This is a genomic window from [Mycobacterium] manitobense, assembly GCF_025821665.1.
Taxonomy (GTDB): Bacteria; Actinomycetota; Actinomycetes; order Mycobacteriales; family Mycobacteriaceae; genus Mycobacterium; species Mycobacterium arseniciresistens.
Genome location: NZ_JACKSJ010000093.1, coordinates 71,926 through 86,560, shown reverse-complemented (window position 1 = coordinate 86,560; position 14,635 = coordinate 71,926). Strand labels below are relative to the sequence as shown.

At 68.2% G+C, this 14,635-nt stretch carries 18 protein-coding genes; 10 read left to right on the top strand and 8 right to left on the bottom strand.

Going from position 1 to position 14,635, the window contains the following annotated elements; all coding sequences use genetic code 11:
• Positions 1-99 precede the first annotated feature (99 nt).
• Complete coding sequence (locus tag H7I41_RS12200; RefSeq protein ID WP_264012842.1) at positions 100-1,551, bottom strand: HNH endonuclease signature motif containing protein; 1,452 nt, start codon at positions 1,549-1,551, stop codon at positions 100-102.
• A gap of 140 nt (positions 1,552-1,691) precedes the next feature.
• Between H7I41_RS12200 and H7I41_RS12195 the strand changes: the two genes are divergently transcribed.
• Both H7I41_RS12195 and H7I41_RS12190 read left to right on the top strand, forming a co-directional pair.
• Complete coding sequence (locus tag H7I41_RS12195) at positions 1,692-2,420, top strand: DUF899 family protein (RefSeq protein WP_264012841.1); 729 nt, start codon at positions 1,692-1,694, stop codon at positions 2,418-2,420.
• Positions 2,421-2,473: 53 nt separating this feature from the next.
• Complete coding sequence (locus H7I41_RS12190; protein WP_264012840.1) at positions 2,474-2,959, top strand: MarR family winged helix-turn-helix transcriptional regulator; 486 nt, start codon at positions 2,474-2,476, stop codon at positions 2,957-2,959.
• Here the strand turns inward: H7I41_RS12190 and H7I41_RS12185 are convergent.
• The 3 genes from H7I41_RS12185 to fucP form a co-directional block, all read right to left on the bottom strand.
• The gene (locus tag H7I41_RS12185) at positions 2,956-3,702 is read right to left on the bottom strand and encodes an SDR family oxidoreductase (RefSeq protein WP_264012839.1); all 747 of its coding nucleotides are present in this window, start codon (positions 3,700-3,702) and stop codon (positions 2,956-2,958) included. The two genes, H7I41_RS12190 and H7I41_RS12185, sit on opposite strands and share 4 nt — an antisense overlap.
• Positions 3,703-3,794: 92 nt before the next feature.
• A complete protein-coding gene (locus H7I41_RS12180) occupies positions 3,795-5,063 on the bottom strand; it encodes an ABC transporter substrate-binding protein (protein ID WP_264012838.1) in 1,269 nt (422 codons plus the stop codon).
• Entirely contained in the window at positions 5,060-6,391 is a 1,332-nt protein-coding gene (gene fucP, locus H7I41_RS12175; protein ID WP_264012837.1) for an L-fucose:H+ symporter permease, read from the bottom strand. Before fucP ends, H7I41_RS12180 begins: the two co-directional genes overlap by 4 nt.
• 210 nt (positions 6,392-6,601) lie before the next feature.
• On the opposite strand from fucP, the gene H7I41_RS12170 reads away from it, so the two are divergent.
• Positions 6,602-6,877, top strand: a complete 276-nt coding sequence (locus H7I41_RS12170; RefSeq protein ID WP_264012836.1) for a hypothetical protein — start codon at positions 6,602-6,604, stop codon at positions 6,875-6,877.
• 9 nt (positions 6,878-6,886) lie between these two features.
• Here H7I41_RS12170 and H7I41_RS12165 read toward each other — a convergent pair whose 3' ends face one another.
• Positions 6,887-7,687, bottom strand: coding sequence for a M15 family metallopeptidase (locus tag H7I41_RS12165; RefSeq protein ID WP_264012835.1), 801 nt, complete (start codon positions 7,685-7,687; stop codon positions 6,887-6,889).
• 173 nt (positions 7,688-7,860) lie between these two features.
• On the opposite strand from H7I41_RS12165, the gene H7I41_RS12160 reads away from it, so the two are divergent.
• The 3 genes from H7I41_RS12160 to H7I41_RS12150 all read left to right on the top strand — a co-directional run bounded on the left by H7I41_RS12160 (position 7,861) and on the right by H7I41_RS12150 (position 10,702).
• Positions 7,861-8,727: a formate/nitrite transporter family protein gene (locus tag H7I41_RS12160; protein WP_264012834.1), complete on the top strand. Its 867-nt coding sequence runs from the start codon at positions 7,861-7,863 to the stop codon at positions 8,725-8,727.
• Positions 8,728-8,735: 8 nt separating this feature from the next.
• Positions 8,736-9,173 carry a cyanase gene (gene cynS / locus H7I41_RS12155; protein WP_264012887.1) on the top strand — a complete coding sequence of 146 codons (438 nt, stop codon included), beginning with the start codon at positions 8,736-8,738 and terminating at the stop codon, positions 9,171-9,173.
• Between the two features lie 203 nt (positions 9,174-9,376).
• A complete protein-coding gene (locus H7I41_RS12150; protein WP_264012886.1) occupies positions 9,377-10,702 on the top strand; it encodes an MFS transporter in 1,326 nt (441 codons plus the stop codon).
• Between the two features lie 10 nt (positions 10,703-10,712).
• Here H7I41_RS12150 and H7I41_RS12145 read toward each other — a convergent pair whose 3' ends face one another.
• Positions 10,713-10,931: a hypothetical protein gene (locus tag H7I41_RS12145; protein WP_264012833.1), complete on the bottom strand. Its 219-nt coding sequence runs from the start codon at positions 10,929-10,931 to the stop codon at positions 10,713-10,715.
• A 6-nt stretch (positions 10,932-10,937) separates the two neighbouring features.
• The gene (locus H7I41_RS12140; RefSeq protein WP_264012832.1) at positions 10,938-11,174 is read right to left on the bottom strand and encodes a hypothetical protein; all 237 of its coding nucleotides are present in this window, start codon (positions 11,172-11,174) and stop codon (positions 10,938-10,940) included.
• Positions 11,175-11,263: 89 nt separating this feature from the next.
• Here H7I41_RS12140 and H7I41_RS12135 point away from each other — a divergent pair, with 89 nt between their 5' ends.
• On the top strand, positions 11,264-11,902 hold the full coding sequence (locus tag H7I41_RS12135; protein ID WP_264012831.1) for a cutinase family protein: 639 nt from the start codon (positions 11,264-11,266) through the stop codon (positions 11,900-11,902).
• A gap of 119 nt (positions 11,903-12,021) precedes the next feature.
• On the top strand, positions 12,022-12,477 hold the full coding sequence (locus H7I41_RS12130; RefSeq protein WP_264012830.1) for a cupin domain-containing protein: 456 nt from the start codon (positions 12,022-12,024) through the stop codon (positions 12,475-12,477).
• Here the strand turns inward: H7I41_RS12130 and H7I41_RS12125 are convergent.
• Entirely contained in the window at positions 12,454-13,137 is a 684-nt protein-coding gene (locus H7I41_RS12125; RefSeq protein WP_264012829.1) for a DedA family protein, read from the bottom strand. The two genes, H7I41_RS12130 and H7I41_RS12125, sit on opposite strands and share 24 nt — an antisense overlap.
• A 157-nt stretch (positions 13,138-13,294) precedes the next feature.
• On the opposite strand from H7I41_RS12125, the gene H7I41_RS12120 reads away from it, so the two are divergent.
• Positions 13,295-13,594 carry a hypothetical protein gene (locus H7I41_RS12120; protein ID WP_264012828.1) on the top strand — a complete coding sequence of 100 codons (300 nt, stop codon included), beginning with the start codon at positions 13,295-13,297 and terminating at the stop codon, positions 13,592-13,594.
• Between the two features lie 63 nt (positions 13,595-13,657).
• The gene (locus H7I41_RS12115; protein WP_264012827.1) at positions 13,658-14,542 is read left to right on the top strand and encodes a peptidoglycan recognition protein family protein; all 885 of its coding nucleotides are present in this window, start codon (positions 13,658-13,660) and stop codon (positions 14,540-14,542) included.
• The last annotated feature ends 93 nt before the right edge of the window (positions 14,543-14,635 follow it).

Sequence of the window (14,635 nt, the reverse complement as noted above, 5' to 3'; positions counted from 1 at the left end):
GCGGCGATCGGCAGCGCCGACAGCTTGTTCCAGCAGACGACGTTCGTCATCTCGCCCGAGGCCTGAACACGCCCTCGGGGTGAGCGCATGACAGTGCGGTCACATCGGTGGTGGTTTGTTCCGGTGCGCGAGGTAGGGGTCGTTCAGGGCGCGTTCGGCTTTGATGCGTTGAGCGCGGGCCTGGGCGCGGGTGTGTCGGCGGCGGGGCATCATCGCTCCGCGGCGGGCCGGTGGTGATGTGGCTGTCGGTGGGGGCAACTCGGTGGTGGTGGTGTGCCAGTCGGGGAAGAACAGGCGGCTGCCGGGGTGGGTGGTGTAGGTACGCCCGGCCGGGGTGGTCCAGGTGATCGAGCCGTCGGGAAGCTGTCGATCCGAGAAGCCCGCCCAGAAAGTCTTGAGCAAATGGTGATGGCGGCACAGGCATTTGAGATTCGACGCGTGAGTCGGGCCGCGGGGGTGCGCGACGGTGTGGTCGATGTCGGCGATCACCGCGGGGCGGTCGCAGCCGGGGTAGCGGCACGTCATGTCGCGCATGCGGACGAAGTCGGCCAGCGCCGCTGAGGGCCGGTAGCGCTGCTCGGCCGCCTCGCACGGAGTGCGGATGTCGCGCACGCGGGCGCCGCGGGCGATGAGTTCGGCCAGCAGTGGGCCAGGGATGATGCCTCCGCCGACGATCAGCGCCGCCCTGGGCCTCTCGGCCGGTTCGGGTGCGGCTGCCGGGGTGTCGTGGTCGCCGTGCATGGCCGGATCGGGGCGCGCATCAAGCGCGGATTGATCGGCGACCACATGAATGACGACGTGCGTGGCGCGGCCGTCCTCGGTGGTGGCAGGGCAGTCGTGGGTGTCGCACTGGCAGGCCAGGGTGTGCGCGCCGGCGCCCAGCGCGCCCAGGGCGTCGGCACGGCGCTGCCCCATCGTTCGGGGGTCCTGGTCGCAGACCTGGCGGGCCATTTCGGTCAAGCGGTGGTCGAGGAGGGCGGCGTCGGTGGCGAACAGCCGCCCCCACAGTGAGGTGATGCCGGTGACGTCGTTGCGGTCGCCGATGGTCAGGTCGCGGGTGCGCGCGGCGGTGCGGGTGCGGCGGCGGGCGCCGGGATCGTGGGTGTCGATGATCTGGTCGATCGCCTGTTCCAGGCGCGAAACCGACAGCGGTCCCCATCTGCCCGCCCGCCGGGCGAGTTCGGTATCGACGGCCCCGACCGCGTCGTCGTCGACCAGCTGGGTGCGCCAGGTGATCGTCGAGATCAGCTGGGAGCTGATCCATCCCTGGGCGTAGAGCGCGGCGACCTTGGGCAGTCGGTCACGCAGGGCGAGGGCGATGTGCATGTGCCGGGCGGCCGCGCGTGCGCTGATGCCCATGGCGGCGGCGACTTCGGCGGAGGCGGCGTCCCAGAAGTCACACGCCCAGTACTCGCGTTCTCCGTCGAGATCGATTCGGCGACTGACCAGCTCGGCGATCGCGGCCAGCCGGTGGGCGTCCGACGCCGCGCAGGCCCGTGCGGACTCCTCGATGGCCTCCGCCACCTCCGCATCGGACATCGTATCGAACATGTGTTCGATCTTACCGGTGTGCACCGACGTCGGTGCCAACCTCGACGCACTGCTCCCTGCATCCGCGGCGATGAATTCTCAGGCGCGCCGGGGTCTACCTCTATGGACCGTGTACAGGCGATCGACACAGGAGACGAACCATGGACACGACCGAGAACGCCCGCCCGCTGCCCCCGGTCGTCGACCGGCAGACGTGGCAGACCGAAATCGACCGGCTGTTGGTGCGCGAGAAAGCGCACACCAGGGAGGGAGACGCGATCGCGGCAGCACGACGTCGGCTGCCGATGGTCGAGGTCGACGCGTCGACACCCCTCGTGGGCGCCGACGGTGAGATTCCTCTGATCGACGTCTTCGAGGGCCGCAGCCAGCTTCTCGTGTACCTGCACATGTGGTACGACGGGAACCCGGCTCCCGAGCAGTGCGAAGGCTGCACCTTCTTCACCGGTCACGCGCAGGAGCTGTCCTATCTGCACGATCGCGACGTCACCTATGCGACGTTCTGCCAGGGGCCCTACCCCGAGAGCTCCCGCTACCGCGAGTTCATGGGCTGGCCCATGCCCTGGTACTCGCTGCGTGACGGGGCCGAGAAGCTACTCGCAGGACGGTCTTTCGGCGCGTACGTCAGCTACCTTCGCGACGGCACAAGGGTTTTCGAGACCTACTGGAACACCGGTCGCGGGACCGAGGCGGGCGCGACGAGCTATCACCTGCTGGACCTCACCGTCTACGGGCGCCAGGAGACGTGGGAGGACTCGCCCGAGGGCTGGCCGCAGCCCTTCGGGACCGACGGGCAGCAGTTCCGCCATGACGGCCGGCCGACAGCGCAATGGTCGCGGCTGCACGCCGGACGGTCCGACGCTCTCGCCTGACGGCGATAGGATGCGTGACAGGTCACCCATCTGTTGATCGGAGACGTGTCGCGGTGCCGAAGCGTGAACCCTATCCGCTCAACGAGTCTCAGCAGCGCACCTGGCTGAACTACATGCGGGTGTACCACCGCCTCGAGTACGAGATGAACCGTCAGCTGCTCGCGGATTCCAACGTCTCGCTGGGGGATTACACCGTCATGAACGCGCTGTCGCAGGCGCCGGGACGACGGGCTCAGCTCACCAACCTGGCCACCACCATCGGGTGGGAACGCAGCCGGTTGTCACACCATCTCCAGCGGATGACGGGCCGGGGCCTGGTTGAGCGGGTCAAGTCCGACACCGACGGCCGCGCCACCGACGCGGTGCTGACCGCCGCCGGCTGGCGCGAGCTGCGCGCCGCCGCGCCGGCGCACGCCGCGTGGGTGGCGCAGGCCTTCTTCGCCGATCTCGACCCGGCGCAGGAGACCGCCCTGGCCGACGCGCTGGCCGTCGTCTACGAGAGCCTCCTGCGGCACGGCACTCTGCCGAGGCCGGACTAGAGCTGGCGCGAGCCGCCGTCGACGAACAGCTCGGTCCCCGTCATGAAGCTGCTCTGATCCGACGCCAGAAACACCACGGCCGAGGCGATCTCGTCGGGCCGTCCCAGGCGGCCCAGTGGCACGTTGGCGGCCTCGCCGTCGAGCAGCGCCTGCTGCTGGCCGTCGGGCGCCAGCCCTTTCAGTCCGGGCGTCTCCACGGGGCCGGGCACCACGGTGTTGACCCGGATCTTGCGGTCCACCAGCTCGGCCGCCCAGGTACGTCCCAGCGAGCGGATCGCCGCCTTGGACGCCGCGTACGCGCCGAACGCGGGCACTCCGGCGGACGCCGCCGTCGAACCGGTCAGCACGATCGATGCGCCCTCGTTGAGCAGCGGCAGCACCTTCTGGATGGTGAACACCGTGCCGCCGACATTGCGGGTGAGCGTGTCCAACAGATGCTCACGCGTCTCGTCGGCCAAGGTGGCGAACTCGCCGCCACCGGCGTTGGCGAAGACCACGTCCAGCCCCTCGCCGTGTTCGCGGATGGCGCCGGCGAGCCGTTCGAGGTCGTCGGCGTCGGTGATGTCACCCTGCACCCCGGTGGCGTCGGCACCGATGGAGGCGACGGCTTCGTCGACACCGCTCTGCCGCCGACCGGTGAGGAAGACGTGTGCTCCCTCGGCCGCGAGCCTCTGCGCCGTCGCCAGGCCGATGCCCGACGTTCCGCCGGTGACAAGAGCTGTCTTTCCAGTGAGCTGATTCACGGGTACTCCTCGACTGTCGCGGGCGGACCGTTCCGCCGTACCCGTGACAACTGCGTGACATGTCACGTTATTCCGTGCCATGCCGCCCGGTGTCACCGTCCCGCGACGGGCACCTCGATCGAGTTCTGCAGGGTGTCGATGAAGGCGTCCTGGTTCTTGCTGCCGACGAACGCGGCTACGGCGTCGTACACCGCCTGCTGGAAGTCGGTGGACATCAGTTCGCCGTGGGTGATCGACAGAACGACCTTGTCCTCCCACAGCGATTGCGAGGCCTGCCGCTGGTAGGCGGGCAACGAGGACACGTCGACGTCGTCGCGAATCGGCACCGAACCCTTCGCCCGGTTGAACTCCAACGACGTCTTCGGGTCCGCGACGGTCGCCATGAAGTCCATGGCATTGACGCCGTCCTCGGCCTCGGCGGAGACCACAAAGGTGTCGACGATCGCCAGGTACGCCCCGGCCGTGCCGGGGTACGGCACGTACCCGAAGTCCCTGCCCTCGACGGACTTGTTCGCCACGAGTTCGCCGTAGACCGAATCGTTCATCGACAGGAAGGCGCACTGTCCGGCGGCCAGCTTCTTCGCCGCCTGGTCCCACGTCAGCCCGCCCGCATTCGGGTCGGCGTACGAGACGATCTGCGCGAACGCCGAGAGCGCCTGTCGCAGTTGGCTTCCCCGCCAGTCGAAGGAGTCGTCGGAAACCCTCGACCAGCCGTCCGTGCCGATGGCCCCGAGCAGCGTGTTCTCGAACAGTTCGGTGGCGGTGAACCTGTCCTTGGCGCCGAGGCACAATGCGGTCCGCCCGCTTGCCGACACCTTCGCGAGGTCTGCCTCGAACGCGGCCGTCGAGTATCCGGGGCCAGGTGCCTTCACTCCGGCATCTCGCAGCATCCGCTGGTTGAACCACAACACGTTTCCGCGGTGCGAGCCGGTCGGCACACCCCAGGCCTTGACGCGATAGGTCGCCGCGTCGAGCAGCGCCTGCGGCATGGTGCGATCCAGGCCGGAGCGCTCGTACACGGCGGACACGTCGGCGATGCGGCCGGCGTCGACCCAGGCCCGCAGCGAGCTGCCGAGGAACGTCTGCCAGACGTCGGGCGGATCACCGGCCCGCAGGCGTGCGGCGAGCGCGACCTGCGCATTGCTGCCACCACCGCCGGTGATGGCGCCGTCCACGATCTCGACGTCGGGATGGGCCGATGTGAAGGCGTCGAGCAGCACGTCCAGCGCGGGCCGTTCCGAGGACGAAGCCCACCAGGAGACGACCTCCAGCCGGTCGGTCGCTTCAGAGAAGTTGGCTTGCTGCCCGCCGCTGCAGGCGGCGAGCACGAATGCCAGCGTGATGAACCAATATCGCCTCATGCCGATCGTTCTCCAACCTGGTTCGGCGTCGCCTTCAGATCGAAGACGGCGAAACTGGTGACGACGACGAAGCACAAGGCGGGCACGATGAACGAGAACGCCGGGCTCGTCTCGTCGAGCAGCCAGCCCTGGATGAGAGGCATGACGGCGCCGCCGACGATGGCCATCACCAGGCCGGCCGCGCCGAACTTCATCGCCGGACCGAGGCCTTGCAGGGCCACGCCGTAGATCGTCGGGAACATCAGCGACAGGCAGAACGACAGCGCGACGACAGCCGCCACACCCGCCACGTTCGGCGAGAACATGGCGAAGACGCACAGCAGCACCGCGAGTGCGCCGAGCACCATCAGGACTTTCGTGGCGCGGATCCGGCCGATGACCCACGTCATGACGAACCGGGATATCAGGAACACGATCAGGCTGACCTGCAGGAGATAGCCGCCGAGTTCCAGTGAACCGTTGAGCGCCTGCTGCGAGTACTGGATCAGGTACGTCCATGTGCAGACCTGCGCGGCGACGTTGAAGAACTGCGCGATCACGCCGTAGACGTAGCGCTTGTTCGACAACAGGATCTTCAGGGGCCGCCTGCTGTCCAGGTCGCCCGACTCGAACTCCTCGACGATGGGCGGTGACTTCTTGATCGCGATCACCAACCCGATCGCGATGAGAACGAAGCCGAGGCCCAGGTACGGCCCCATCACGGCGCCGAGCTGGCCGGCCCGGACGGTGTGTTCCTGAGAAGGCGTCAGATTGGCCATGTTCACCGGCTCGTCCAGCTTCGGCAGGATGAGGGTGGCGGCCAGGAGCACACCGATGTTCGTGCCGACGGGGTTGAACGCCTGCGCGAAATTCAGCCGTCGGGTCGCGGTCTCCTCGGGACCCAGTGACAGCACGTAGGGATTGGCGGACGTCTCGAGGATCGAGCAGCCGGCCGCGATGGCGAACAGCGCGATCAGGAACGCCTCGTAGGTCATGATCTTGCTGGCCGGATAGAACGCCATCGCCCCCGCAGCGGCGAGCAGTACGCCCGAGAGCAGGCCGGCCTTGTATCCGAATCGCTCGTTGATGAACGCCGCCGGGATTGCCAGCAGGAAGTACGCCCCGAAGTACGCCAGCTGCACCAGGGACGCCTGGAAGGTGTTCATGTCGAAGATCTGCTTGAACCCCGCCACCATCGGCGTGGTGAGGTCGGCAGCGACGCCCCAGGCGGTGAAACAGCAGATCAGGACCACGAACAGCAGGCCCATCCCCGGGTACACCAGGCCGCCCTTGGCCGTCTTGGGTGCGGCGGCGTCGGCGGGCTGGTCGGCGTGATCGGTCGTCGTCATGATCAGTACCTCTCTCGTACTGAGGGATCAGCCGAGGCTTCGACCTGTGATGTGGATCACGCTACTCAGCCTGCGCCACCGCGGGGTGACATTGCCGATGACGTACGTCGTGCGCGGTAACCGGTTGGACCCAGCGATCGCTCAGCAATCCAGAGGATTTCCACAAGCAACCCTTCGAGCTCCCTCAGTACTCGCGCGCACAGTGGTGTCATGACCGCCTCGATCGCACCCCGCCGGAGGTCCGCCGACGCAGCGTCCGGCAACGGACGTCGCGGATGGTGGCGAAGCGCCCTGGCCGCCAGAACCGCCCTCGCCGCCGCGTTCATGGTGATGCTGCTCGCCCTCATGTACGCCACGGGCCAGTGGGCGCACGTGGTCGCCTCGCTGGCCGGCTTCGCCACCGCGATCACCTTGATCGCCGTCGGCATGATCGGGTGGGAACGCGTCGTCGGGTCAGCCCGGTCGGCGGGCCTCATCGAGCAGTGACGCGAGGCCTCAGCCTCGCGAGGTTCCGGCCAGCGAGGACGGGTCGACGACGAAGTCGAAGTATGTGTCCGGATGAGCCTCCGGCTTGAAGGTGAAGTGCCACCACTCGTTCGGGTAGTTCTCCAGGCTCTGCGCCGCCAGGCCGTCCTTCAGGCGGAGCCGGTTCTTCAGCTGGTCGCCCTGGACCCTCGGATCCAATGTGTGTGCGAGCGTGTCGAAGCAGTCGTAGCCCGTGCCCATGTCGATGCCGTTGTCCGGGAACCGTTCGGGCTGGGGGGCGGTGCAGTCGACTTGCGGACGGCCGGGGGCTGGCGGTGGTGCCGACTGCGCGGGCAGTGCCACGAGCGTGAGATCCACTGTGCTGCCCCGGCTGTGGCCGGACTTGTCGGCGATGTACCCGTCGGCGAACAGCTGTGACTTGTCCACCCGTGGGTAGTACTCGGCCTTCATCCGCTGGTCGAGGGGATCGTTGGCCCATGCGACGAAGTCGTTGACGGCGCGCTGCGGCCGGTAGCAGTCGTAGACCTTCAGCGAGTAACCGTCCTCGAGGAACTGCTGCTGCGCGCGGCGCAGCGCCTCGGCCGCCGGGCGGGTGAGGATGCACATGGGCGCGCGGTATCCGTCGACCGGATCGCCGGTGAAGTTGTGCGGCGTCGCGTAGCGGATGTCCATCAGGATCGTGGGGTCGACGTCGCTGAGCGAGACGAAGTCAGGCGGAGCGACGGGATCGACGGCCGACGCGATCGGAGCGGTGGTGACGGTCGCCGCGACCATGGCGACGCAGGCGAGGCCCGTCCTCGAGATCTTCATCCCGCCATTGCAGCACCGACGCGGCGCGCCGTCGCGGTATTCGAGCCCTCAGCTCACAGCGCGCGGGTCGGCGTTGTGCGGAGCCCGCAACATCGGCGCAGCAGTCACGTTCCCTTCCTGAAATAGCCCTGCGCGACGCTGCTCGAAACCGTTTTCTCTCGGAAGGGTCAGTCATGTCCTATGTCAGTCCGCCCGACTTCGTCGGCAAGATGATCGAAGCCGGAGAAACCAAGGCGCTGATGGCCACCCGGGACACCCTCATCCGCGCCTTCATGGCGGGCGCGGTGCTCGCCCTGGCCGCCGCATTCGCCGTCTCCATCACCGTCCAGACCGGCAATCCGCTCCTCGGTGCGGTGCTGTTCCCCGTCGGCTTCTGCCTGCTCTACCTGATGGGATTCGACCTCGTCACCGGCGTGTTCACGCTGGTGCCGCTCGCGCTGCTGGACAAGCGCCGCGGAGTGACCGTCCGGGCGATGTTCCGCAACTGGGGACTGGTGTTCCTGGGCAATCTCGGAGGGGCACTGCTGGTCGCGCTGCTGATGGCCATCGTCTTCACCTATGGCTTCAGCGTGGATCCCAACGCCGTGGGGCAGCAACTCGGCGAGATCGGTCACAGCCGCACCGTCGGTTATGCCGAACACGGCGCCGCGGGGATGCTCACCCTGTTCATCCGCGGCGTGCTGTGCAACTGGATGGTGTCCACCGGAGTGGTCGCCGCGATGATGTCGACCAGCGTCTCGGGCAAGGTCATCGCGATGTGGATGCCGATCATGCTGTTCTTCTACATGGGCTTCGAACACTCCGTGGTCAACATGTTCCTGTTCCCCTCGGGCCTGATGCTGGGCGGTGACTTCTCGATCGGCGATTACCTGATCTGGAACGAGATCCCGACGATCGTGGGCAACATCGTGGGTGGCGTGACGTTCGTCGGGCTCACTTTGTTCGCGACCCACGCGCGCACTGCGGCGCCCCGCACCGTCGTGCCCGACGTGCCTGCGGCGGTCGCGATCGCGCTCGAGACGAACGGGGCGCGTTCGTGACACCGATCATGCCGAAGTCCGAGGCGGCCGAACTCGTGGTGGCGGCCCGTATCCGCAAGAAGCTCAGCTGGGCGGACGTCGCCGCCGAGATCGACGCGCCGCTGGTGTGGACGGTGGCCGCGCTGCTCGGTCAACACCCGATGACGGCCGCGCAGGCTGACAAGGTGTGTGCGTTGCTCGAACTCGACGGGCCGGTCTCGGAGAGCCTGCAGCGGCAACCCGGCCGGGGCATCGACCCGGCGGCACTCGCCGACCCGACGATCTACCGGTTCCAGGAGGCGCTCGCCGTGTACGGTCCGGCGCTCAAGGAGCTGATCCACGAGGAGTTCGGCGACGGCATCATGAGCGCCATCAACTTCAACATCGAATTCGGGCGGCGGCCGCACCCCGACGGCGATCGGGTGGTGGTCACCTTCGACGGGAAGTTCCTTGACTACCGCTGGTGAGGGCCATGCGGCGCCGCACATTCGTTCATCGAGAACCTAATGCAGCGGTGACGGTGATCGGGTCACGCGCGTCCACCTGATCGCGGAGAACGGCACCGCGCCGACCGGGGGAGACCCTGCTCGATCGTGCAGCGACTCGCCGCGTCGCGGCGGGGCGCACTATGTTGACCGCGATGTCCACGCCGTCTGCCTTCCCGCGCGGAATGGCGCTGCTCGTGGCCGGTGCCTTCTTCATGGAGATCCTCGACGCCACGGTCATCGCGCCGGCCATCCCGCTGATCGCCGACTCGTTCGGCGTCGCGGCGGTCGACGTCAACGTCGCCATCTCGGCCTACATGGTGACGGTCGCGGTCCTCATCCCCGCCACCGGATGGATGGCCGACCGGTTCGGCGTACGGCGGGTCTTCATCACCGCCATCGCGCTGTTCACCGTGGCCTCCGTCGGGTGCGCGGTCAGCACGACACTGCCGATGCTGGTCGGTATGCGGGTGCTGCAGGGGGTCGGCGGCGCGATGATGGTGCCGGTGGGGCGGCTGGCGGTGCTGCGCCGATCCGGCAAGTCGGACAGGGTCCGGGCGATCGCCCTACTCACCTGGCCCGCGCTGACGGCGCCCGTGCTGGCGCCGGCGCTGGGCGGCGCCATCGCGACCTACGGATCGTGGCGATGGATCTTCCTGATCAACATTCCGATCGGAATCATCGGATTCCTGTTGGCGCTTCGCCTCGTTCGCGGTGGTCCGACGTCGTCGTCGAGGTCGCTGGACTGGCGCGGCATGCTGATCATCGGCACGGGAATCGCCACTGCGCTGATCTCACTCGAACACATCCGCGTGAGCGGAACCGACTGGTGGTTCGTCGGGATCGGCGGCGCGGCTGCCCTGGTGCTGCTGGGTTCTGCGTTCCGTCACCTCCTGCGTGTGCCGGAGCCGTTGGTGCGACTCGCGGTATTGCGCGTTCAGACGCTGCGGGTCACCGTGACAGCCGGGTCGTTGTACCGCATGGTGATCACCGCGGTGCCGTTCCTGCTGCCGCTTCAGTTCCAGCTCGTCTTCGGGTGGTCGCCGGTCGCGGCAGGCCTCATGGTCGCCGCATTGTTCGCCGGCAATCTCAGCATCAAGCCCGCCACCACTCCGCTGATGCGCAGGTTCGGCATCCGACAGGTATTGCTGGTCAACGGAATAGCCTCGGTCGGCTGGTTCGGGCTGTTGGCGACGATGCGGCCCGGACTGCCCGTCGCGGTGATCGCGGTGATCCTGTTCGTCAGTGGCGCGCTGCGCTCGATCGGATTCACCGCCTATGCCACGCTGGCCTTCTCCGACGTGGAAGGCGACGACCTCACGCACGGGAACACGCTGAACGCATCGGTCCAGGAGCTGGCGGCCGGACTCGGAATTGCGGTCGCCGCACTGCTACTCAGCGTTCTCGCGTCGTATCAGACGGCGTACCTGGTGCTGGGTGCGGTGCTGGCCGTCACCCTGGTCGAGACGATTCGGCTCCCACGCGACGCCGGAGCGCACGTCAGCCGCTGAATGCGCCGGCTCAGCTGCCGCCGCCGCCGCAGCCGCCACCCCCGCCGCAGCCGCCACCGCCGCTACCGCCGCCGAAGCCACCGGTCCACTCGTCGTGGCCGCGGTCATGGCGCTCTTCGAGTGCGTTGTTCCTCGTGCCGCCGCCGTCATGCCGACTCGGTACCAGCAGCGCTGCCATCCCGAGCGCCACGACGATCACCATGCCGGCCAGAACCATCCAGGCGCCCATGGCAGGTCACTCGCCGCCGCCGCCACAGCCGCCCCCGCCGCCGCCACTACTAGAGCCGCCACCGCCTCCGCAGCCGCTTCCGCCGTGACCGCCGTGGTCACTGCCACCGCCGACCATCCAGAAGCCCCAATCGCTGTGTCCCCCCGCAGCTCTGCGGGGGGACCGACGAGAGATGACGATCGCTCCGGCGACGACTGCGACGACCAGCCCGGCAACGCCGATGACGATCATCATGGCCGACATGCGGCAAGCGTACGCCCGCCAGAAGCGCTCGCCTATTGTGGATTTGGCAAAGACTGTCACGTTTCGTGCGCGCCGCGCGACATACCGGCATGACCTTGGACAAGCTTCGAATCATCGGTTCTGCGTTGGCACCGGCCGCCCTGTTTGCGCTGATCACCACTGTCGCGCCCGACGCGGTCGCCGCACCTTGCCCGGACGTGGAGGTGGTCTTCGCCAGGGGGACCACGGAACCGCCCGGCGTGGGCGGCACGGGCGGGGCATTCGTCGAGGCGCTCCGTTCTCAACTCGGTTCGCGTTCGCTCGGCGTGTACGCGGTGAATTATCCCGCGAGCAACGACTTCGACTCCAGCACACCGGCGGGTGCCCGCGACGCCGCCGGCCGCATCCAGGCGACGGCGGCGAACTGCCCGAACACCAGGATGGTGCTCGGCGGGTACTCCCAGGGTGCTGCGGTCATCGACATGGCCACCGGTCAACTGCCGCCCGAGGTGGCCGACCACGTCGCAGCGGTGGCCGACTTCGGCGGTCCCAGAAGCACATTCGCCGACAGCCTGTCGCCCGGCCCGTCGCCGGTCATCGCGCCGGCCTACGCCGGCAAGCTCATCGACCTTTGCGTGCCCAACGACCCGATCTGCTTCCAGGGCGGCTGGGACATGGGGGCACACGCGGCATACGTTCGGAACGGCTTGGTGAATCAGGCCGCGGCGTTCGCCGCGGGACGGGTCTAGCTCGTCTCTCAGGCGGCGGCCTTAGTGTCCTTTGCGCCGGGTCACACGCGTCGACAACTCTCACCGCCGACCATGCGACTGATCTACGATTCTTCGCACGATCCGGGGGAGAGGAAAGCATGAAGATCCAACGACTTTGCGCAGTGGTGATCGGTGCGATCGGTTGCGCCGCCGCATTCAGTGCGTCGGCCGCGGCCACTCCTCCGGAGGGGGACGTACTCCGCACCGATCTGGCCAAGGGCGTCACCGACGCGCCCGTGTCCATCGTCACCGAGGCCGGACGGCCGACGACGTTGATCGTGCAGAACCTCGTGCTCAAGCCGGGGGCGGACAGCGGCTGGCACACCCATGACGGGACGGAGTTCTCCGTCATCACCGCAGGCGGTGTCGCCCTGCAGCAGGCGCCCGGCTGCGCCGTCGTGCGGTACGGCCAGGGCCAGGCGGTGTTCATCCCGGCCGGCGTCCCGCACCGCGTCGAGAACGACGGCCCCGTCGACGCCACGGTGGTCGTCAACTACACCCTGCCCGCCGGCGCGCCACCGCGCGGCGATTCACCCGACGTCTGCGGGAAGTGACCCGGCTTCGGGATCGGCGGCGCGGCGACGTCGCGTCAGCATCACTTTGGTGACAGAGACGATCACCGGTAGCGACGACAGGCACGCGATCCCCAGCACCAGCAGTTCGAGATGGCGCGAGACAAAGGGGACGTTGCCGAGGTGGTATCCGACCGCGGGCAATCCGAAACCCCAGATGACGCAACCGATCGCGTTGAAAGCCGTGAACACCGTGTGGCGCATGCCTGCGATCCCGGCCACCACCGGCGTGAAGGTGCGGACAACGCCGATGAACGGTGTGATGGTGAGGATCTTCGGACCGTACCTGGCGAAGAAGTCGTGTGACTCGGCCAGATAGCGCCGCTTGTAGATCCGGGAGTCCGGGCGTTCGTACAACCTCGGCCCGATCCGTCGCCCGACGAGATAGCTGCACTGGCTGCCCGCGATCGCGGCGACGGTGGCGCACGGCATCAACGTCCAGATGCTGACGTCGGCCGCTGCCTGTGCGGCGATCACGCCGGCGGTGAACAGCAGCGTGTCGCCGGGCAGGAAGGGAAAGAACAGGCCGCACTCGATGAACACGATGACCATGACGCCGACGACGATCGCCGACGCGAAGAGTCCGCCCTCGCCGAGCCAGTACATCGGATCGAGGAACTCCGGGCCCGCCGCGAGGATCACACTCGGCGAAGCTACCGCCGCGAGGTTTCGGGCCGGCGAACGGCGGCCGAAGTGTCGCCGCGCACGGGTTCTGGCGACATGTGGCCGGTGGGTGAACACGGAGTAGCGACAGGGTTATCGACGTGTGGGTTCACCCCGGGGCAGGGATCATGGGCCGGTGGAGGCTTTCGCATCGGTTTACGTCGACATGGCGGCCAGTCCAGCCGCGGTGCGGGCGGCGGTGACCGACCTGCCGCTGCCCGATGGTGTGCTCGAGGCGGTCGTCGACGACCGCTCCGTCACCGACACCTTCGGCTGCCGCATCGCCGTCGACCTCACCGGGACCTTCGACGAGCAGGGTGACGGTCTGACGATCGCCCGCGAGTACGCCAGGCAACTCTCCGCGCTGCTCGGGGTTCCCGCGTTCGCATTCCCCGACCTGCTACGGCTCGACTCGCCGCACCGCTTCCTGCAGTGAGGCCGGGCGCCGGCGGGCAATTCGGCTGCAGGGCAGTTCAATCGCCCCGGTAGGGTGCTACCGGTGCCTCAGACTTCCTGGACCGGGAATCCGGTGTGGCTGGCCGAGGTACTGCGAACAGAGGGCGTGCATCCGGTCGAACATCCCGGTTGGCGAACACGCGGGCACGGTGACTTCCGCGACATCCGCGGCGTCATGGTCCACCACACCGGTTCGGACAGGGCCGACGCCGCATCCATCGCGAACGGACGGCCCGATCTGCCCGGCCCGCTCTCACAGCTGCACGTCGCGCGCGACGGCACCGTCACCGTCGTCGCCGCGGGCGTGGCCTGGCATGCGGGCGTCGGGATGTATCCCTGGCTGCCGACGAACATGGGCAATTGGCACACGATCGGCATCGAATGCGCCAACAGCGGCACCGGCCCGTCCGCGCCGCACCGGATGAACTGGCCCGACGCGCAGTATCTCGCCCTCGTCCGTTGCTGTGCCGCGATCAACCGGCGGCTGGCGCACCCGGCGGACCGCACCATCGGTCACAAGGAGTACGCAGGTCGGGCGCAGGGCAAGTGGGATCCCGGAGCGATCGACATGCACCTGCTCCGCCGCGACGTACAGGCGCGCATCGGTGTGCTGCCTGCGTCCGCGCCGACGCCTGCCCCGGGGCTGCCGATCGGTCAGTACGCCGACACACTGCTGTTTCGCGGTTCGACGGGCGCTCAGGTCGCCGAACTGCAGCGGCGACTGAAGTACGGCTATGCCGCGTACGGCGGGCACCTGGTGATCGACGGCGTGTACGGCCGGCAGACCGAGGCGGCGGTCCGGGAGTTCCAGCGACGCACCCCTGACCTGGTCGTCGACGGGGTGGTCGGGCCGGCGACGGCTGCCGCCCTTCAGCTGCGGATCGTCCCGGCGGTCGGCGCACGATCGGTGGCCGACGCGGGGGTCTGACGCCTCTATCGACGGCCCAGCGAACACACCCAGGGGCGGTATCTGCCCGCGCAGGCCACCCCCACCTCGAGGGCCCATGCGGTGGCGGTCGCT